This is a genomic window from Planococcus sp. A6 (assembly GCF_028823615.1).
Taxonomy (GTDB): domain Bacteria; phylum Bacillota; class Bacilli; order Bacillales_A; family Planococcaceae; genus Planococcus.
Genome location: NZ_JAPEHT010000039.1, coordinates 20,746 through 27,036, shown reverse-complemented (window position 1 = coordinate 27,036; position 6,291 = coordinate 20,746). Strand labels below are relative to the sequence as shown.

The 6,291-nt window shown below is 48.8% G+C and carries 4 protein-coding genes and 1 pseudogene; 3 read left to right on the top strand and 2 right to left on the bottom strand.

What is annotated here, in order from left to right; all coding sequences use genetic code 11:
- Together ON064_RS07830 and ON064_RS07825 are read left to right on the top strand one after the other, a co-directional pair.
- On the top strand, positions 1-2,164 hold a 2,164-nt coding region (locus ON064_RS07830), incomplete at its 5' end, for an HAD-IC family P-type ATPase (RefSeq protein ID WP_274624325.1).
- Between the two features lie 26 nt (positions 2,165-2,190).
- Positions 2,191-3,224, top strand: a pseudogene (locus tag ON064_RS07825) (C45 family autoproteolytic acyltransferase/hydrolase).
- Positions 3,225-3,249: 25 nt separating this feature from the next.
- Here the strand turns inward: ON064_RS07825 and ON064_RS07820 are convergent.
- A complete protein-coding gene (locus ON064_RS07820; protein WP_274624324.1) occupies positions 3,250-4,320 on the bottom strand; it encodes a C45 family autoproteolytic acyltransferase/hydrolase in 1,071 nt (356 codons plus the stop codon).
- Positions 4,321-4,412: 92 nt separating this feature from the next.
- The gene (locus ON064_RS07815; protein ID WP_274624323.1) at positions 4,413-5,075 is read right to left on the bottom strand and encodes a B3/B4 domain-containing protein; all 663 of its coding nucleotides are present in this window, start codon (positions 5,073-5,075) and stop codon (positions 4,413-4,415) included.
- 65 nt (positions 5,076-5,140) lie between these two features.
- Between ON064_RS07815 and queG the strand changes: the two genes are divergently transcribed.
- The gene (gene queG / locus ON064_RS07810; RefSeq protein WP_274624322.1) at positions 5,141-6,286 is read left to right on the top strand and encodes a tRNA epoxyqueuosine(34) reductase QueG; all 1,146 of its coding nucleotides are present in this window, start codon (positions 5,141-5,143) and stop codon (positions 6,284-6,286) included.
- The last annotated feature ends 5 nt before the right edge of the window (positions 6,287-6,291 follow it).

Genomic DNA, 6,291 nt, shown 5'->3' with positions numbered 1-6,291 from the left:
TTTGACTGGTGAGTCGGATGCAGTAAATAAACAGACTGAAAGACTATCGAGCGATACTGTGCTTGGCGATCGTTCCAATATGGCATTTGCAGGAACTGCTGTTGCAGCCGGATCGGGGTTTGGGGTTGTCATTGCAACAGGAGGGGATACTGAACTCGGAAAAATCAGCAGCGCGATGGAATCGGTCGAGAAATTACAGACCCCCTTATTAAAGCAGACCGCTCAATTCGGAAAAGTGATATCAGTGATTATTGTACTGAGTGCAATCGGCATGTTTTTCATTGGTTATTGGATCCATGACTATGCCACCGCTGAGTTATTACTGGCAATCATCGGCTTGACCGTAGCCGCCATTCCAGAAGGATTGCCGGCGATATTATCCATTATTTTAGCTTTGGGTGTCCAAACGATGGCTGGGAAGAATGCTATTGTACGGAACTTGCCGTCAGTCGAAACTTTAGGGGCCGTTACGGTAATATGCTCAGACAAAACAGGGACTTTGACTAAAAATGAAATGACGGCGACTTCTGTTATTCTGGCAGATGAAGAAATCAATGTTAGTGGGGTCGGTTATTCACCCGAAGGAATGTTAAAGAAAAACGGAGATGGCATTCGTTTAGCTGATCATCCTCGCTTGGCAAAGTTTTTAGCCTGTGTGAAAACGGTTAATGATGCGCATTTGGTCAAAGGGAAAAAAGGGAAATGGTCAATCAGTGGGGGTGCGACGGAAGGCTGCCTGTTGACGCTTGCAGAGAAAGCGGATGACGAAGTAGAGAAGTTGCCGGTGATTATGAAGATTCCGTTTGATTCTTCTTATAAATACATGGCTGCTTTGGTTGAAGATCGGGGAACTAAATGGATTTATGCAAAGGGAGCCCCTGAAAAGCTACTGGATATGATACAAAGCGAAGAAAGGGATGAATGGGAGGCGAAGATAGCCTCACATGCAAAACGCGGAGAACGTCTTTTAGGAGCTGCTGTTAAGCAAGTCGATTACACAGTGGAAGTCATAAATCATGAAGATATGAAGTGCGGGTTTGAGTTTCTGGGCATGGCTGGCATCATTGATCCTCCGCGCGAAGAAGTGATCGATTCAATTGCCCAATGCAAAAAAGCCGGAATTCGTGTCAAGATGATCACTGGAGATCATAAAGACACAGCTGTGGCGATTGGAGCCAAGCTTGGAATCGGCGATGGGGTCAAGGCGCTTGAAGGCAGGGAGTTGGATGGTTTAAACGCACAACAGTTGGAGGCTACAGCCTTGGAATATGATATTTTCGCGCGTACCAGCCCGACAAATAAATTGCAATTGGTTAAAGCTCTTCAAGCCAAGGGGCAAGTGTGCGCAATGACCGGTGATGGGGTCAATGATGCACCGGCTTTGAAACGAGCTGATATCGGCATTGCGATGGGAATCAAAGGAACAGAAGTATCGAAAGAAGCGGCAGAGATGGTGCTGGTTGATGATAATTTCAGCACGATTGTCAATGCAGTGAAGGAAGGGCGGCGCGTCTATGACAATTTGAAAAAGACCATCCTGTTCATATTGCCGACAAACGTATCCGAAGGGCTGCTCATTTTTATTAGCATTCTATTTGGCACTACAATTCCGCTCACTGCTGTACAGATTTTGTGGGTCAACATGATTACGGCTGTGACGATTTCCTTAGCGATTGCATTTGAGAAGCTCGAGCCGGGTACGATGGAGCGGCCACCCCGGAAAGCCAATAGCCCGTTGCTCAGTGGCTATTATGTTTTCCGCATCGCTTTTGCATCGACGATTATTGGAGGGGGCATTCTATGGATGAACAGCATGCTGGAAGCCAGAAATTATGATCAAGGCATCTTGCAGACCATGACTCTACAGGCACTGGTCATCTCACAGCTATTTTATTTATTTAACTGTCGGAGCGAGCGGCGTTTTGCACTGAATCGTGATTTCTTTTCCAATAAAGCGGCTTTTATTGTCTCGGCCATATTAATCTTAGTGCAGCTTTCGGTGACGTACGTGCCGTTTATGAATACGCTGCTTGGCACGGAACCGATCGGGCTCAGGTATTGGATTTGGCCATTGCTGATCGGGATGAGTGTCTTTATTATTGTGGAGCTAGAAAAATGGATCGTGCGCCGAATGAGTAAGGAATCGGATCTTTTGAAGAAATAGAAAAACGATCAGTAAGAGGAGGAGTTATGAGACAGATATATAGTGAAGTCGTCGAATTCAGAGGAAGCCATTATGATTATGGAATGATGCAAGGGAATGCGCTTAAAGAATCGATCACGCTGCACAACCGCCGCGGGCAATGGAAGAGCAAGAGGCCACGTTTTGGCATCGACCCGGCAGAAGCGCAAGCTGCGTTCAATGAATACGCCCCGAACTTGTGGGAAGAGTTGAAAGGACTTGAAGATAGCTTAGAACTGCCGATTGATGAGGTGCTTCGTGATTTTGGCGGCTACCGGATCGATGCGCCGCCGTCGGGCTGTTCGATCGTCAGCGGCGAAGACTTCTTGGTGCGTAATTATGATTTCCATCCGCAGACCTATGAAGGCAGGTTCTGCTTGTTCCAGCCACAAGAGGGGAACGCCATTATTGGTCCGAGCCAGCGCATTTTGGGACGTATGGATGGAATGAATGAGCATGGCCTGGTGATGGGCTATAATTTCATGCACCGGAAAAACCCGGGGGATGGCTTTGTCTGTTATATGATCGGGCGCATCATTCTTGAAAGTTGCTCATCCATTGAAGAGGCTGTTGCTTTGGTCAAAGATATCCCGCACCGCGGGTCATTCAGCTACGTTGTGACCGATAAGAGCGGCGCCACAAAGGTCATTGAAGCGACGTGCGTGATGCAACGGCTTGTACGAATCATTTTGAAATCCAGCAGCATGAAAACCGCAATTATTTAAAGGATTCCTATGAACGCTTGTCGGTTATCGAACAGAATGCAGAAGATGCTGCGGAAGCGTATCGCGCTTATCGCTTGTTCAATGATACGGGCCGCGGCTTGTTTTCGAATCTTTATAAGAGCTGGGCCGGAACAATCCATACATCTGTTTATCTACCGAAAGAGCAGGAAGTGTGGTTCGCGCTTGGGGGCGACCAGGAGCCTGAGGTGTTCAAGTTTGGGGAATGGCTTGCAGGAAAGCCTGTCCGCAATACATCCGTCCATGGACAGATCGATACCGGCATCGGTTTCGCCCATACTGATGCGTTGTTCAAATAAAAAACGGCTGGAGCACATGAATGCTCTAGCCGTTTTTTTGCTGTAATGAAGACAGGTCGTCAAGATACGGAAACGGGAAATGGGTGTCGATTTTCCCGTTGATGCGTTTTGCCAGCAAGCGCTCCCCTTGAAGCCATTTTTGGAAATCGAACATGAGCGGCAAGCGGTCAGGACCGATGGCGAAGCCGACTTCCAAGCTGTTTGGGAAATAGGAAGCTGTATGCAAAGTGCCGGAAGCGGTGCTGTATTTGGTGGAAAATACGCCCTGGTCCGAGTCGTTCAATAATCGAAACGCTGCATATGCATCGTTTGACGTTGTGGAATGCGTAAGAAGCGCTTCCTCGCGGCGTTTGGAATCGTCGATCTGGTAACGGTTTTCTTCCGATAACACTTCGAAATGGTTGGTCGAAACTGCCGCTTCCCGGACGATGACATTGCGCGGGGACGTTTCGGCGACGACTGAACGTCCGCTCTTATCCAGCAATACATAGCTGAATGACCGGCGGTGCGGCAATTCTTTCAATAAATCGACCGCTTCTTCGATCGATGCGCAATGCTCAAGGATCAGGCGTCCAATCATATTGCAGATAAATCCGTCTGCTGAATTGCGGCGATTGATGAAATTATAGCCCATCGCCAGGCCCTTCTCATTGAGGCCATCTGTCCGTCCGGTAATTTGCATGGACGGCCCGATGGATGCATAGCCTCCGTCAGTCGGCTCGTACAAGGCGAACCGGCCTTCATAGCCTTGGGGTGAACTGTCATAATTACGGACAAGGAAATCGGAGCGGCTCAGGATCGAACAGCCGCTGCGTGTATATTCGATATAATAGCCGCCGAATTCGCGCAGGGCATCGTAAAATGGCCATTCCAAGGCATCGGCTAAGCCTTCGATTTCTTCCCAGATGCGTGGGGCAAAGCGTTCAAGCATCTCGATGGCTTTTGTTTCGTCCACCAATAATTGCTTGCTGTTCTCACTGCGCTGTATTTTTCGGTTCGGCAAAAGCAGTGAATCTCTCAACAATTCCCCTTGATGATAGCCGAAATCATAATGGCTGCCGCGGAATTGGATAACGTCGCTATGGACTTTCTTCATGTAGCATCCCTCTTTTTTATCTCAGTATCAAAAGAATACTAGAGTTTTCGGGAGAATAAAAAGAATATGCCTGAAGCGTATGCTTCAGGCAATTAAAGGACATATGGAGTAGCTTCGCCGCCATTGATTCCGGTGAACATATTGCCAGCAGCGGTCAATAGCTGAAGGGCATTGTCGCGGTTCATGGATGGGCGGAGGTAAAACACGTGTACCGCGTCTGTTGTTTGCGGTGTCACAGCAGTGCGCTTTGAATCGACGTATGGGCTGCCGAAAGCGCCTTTTGCATCGCGGGTGACGATGATGTTATCGAGCGTATTGTCGCGGTTATTCAAGCCTTCGTAACGGTCGTCGGGCTTGCCGAGTGCGATTTCGATATCACCTTCGATTTGAGCTGTATCGTACAAACCTAGCGGAATTTCGTATTGAAGCGATAGAAAACTGTTCATATCGATCGCTGAATTGACTGGGGCCAGATAGTTTTGCTTGCGCACACGGCGGTACAAGGCTTCTGCAGAAGGCCGGTAGCGGTTCGGATCGCTTCCAAGCGCTTTCCAGGCTAGCTTCCATTCGAGAAGGCCAGGAAAATCCGTCAATTCCTTATCGTCCATATCGAAGAACAATTGCTCCTGGAACAGTTGGAGGCGGCCTTTTAACATTTGAGGTGAATCCGAAACGGTGATATTGTTATAATGAATAATGCCGATTTTAAAATCAGGCAGGATCTCTGTAATTTCAGGGTTTACGCGAAAGTCCACAGCAAACATCCTTTCCGTGAATAGTAGAATCATCTTACCATAAATTGGAGCAAGGAGTTATCGACATGAACTTGGATCAATTCCAACAACAACTGGTTGCGTATGCCGCGGAAATCGGAATTGATAAAATCGGCTTTGCTTCGGCCGAACCTTTTTTTAGTTTAAAGCATCGTTTGATCCGCCAGCAGCAATTGAATTTCCAGTCAGGCTTTGAGGAATCGGATGTGGAGAAACGCACGCGCCCGGAACTATTGATGGAAGAGCCGGTGAGCATCATTGCGATTGCGATTGCCTATCCTTCTAAAATGGAAGGGGCGACGCCTGGTGTCAAAGGGGCACGGCGCGGCATTTTCTCGCGTTCTTCCTGGGGCAAGGATTATCATGCGGCACTTCGGGACCGGTTGGCGCTGCTTGAAGCGTTCATCGCGGCTCATTATCCGGAAGCACGCACAAAATCCATGGTTGATACGGGTGAGTTGTCCGACCGTGCCGTGGCAGAGCGCGCCGGCATCGGATGGAGCGCGAAAAACACCAATATCATCACGCCGGAATTCGGGTCGTATGTCTATTTGGGCGAGATGATTACCAATATCCCATTTGAGTACGACGAACCGATGGAAGATCAATGCGGCGACTGCCGCTTATGTATCGATACGTGCCCGACCGGCGCGATTGTCGAGGGCGGGCAGCTCAATGCCCAGCGCTGCATTTCGTTTTTGACACAGACGAAGGGCTTCCTGCCAGATGAGTTCCGGTCGAAAATAGGTAATCGCATCTATGGCTGCGACACTTGTCAGACCGTGTGCCCGAAAAATAAGCGCAAGGCCAATCGCATTCATCCGGAATTTGACCCGGACCCGGAAATTGCCAAGCCGCTTTTAGAGCCGTTGTTGACGATTTCCAATCGGGAGTTCAAAGAGAAATTCGGCCATGTGTCAGGTTCTTGGCGCGGCAAAAAGCCGATTCAGCGCAACGCCATTTTGGCACTTGCCCATTTTAAGGAGCAGTCGGCAGTGCCTACATTAATTGAATTGATGAAGACGGATCCGCGTCCGGTCATCCGCGGCACGGCCGCTTGGGCGATCGGCCGTATTGGAACGGATGAAGGAAGACTAGCGCTCGAACATGCACAGCAGCAAGAGAAAGATGAAGAGGTGCTGGCAGAGATCGCCAAAGGGCTAGCATTCTTTTCTGCAGAAACGAAAGGATAAGTGAA

Coding starts and splice junctions, on each gene's coding strand:
- ON064_RS07820 (WP_274624324.1), bottom strand. CDS start 4,320: ATGAAGAAAGTCCATAGCGACGTTATCCAATTCCGCGGCAGCCATTAT.
- queG (WP_274624322.1), top strand. CDS start 5,141: ATGAACTTGGATCAATTCCAACAACAACTGGTTGCGTATGCCGCGGAA.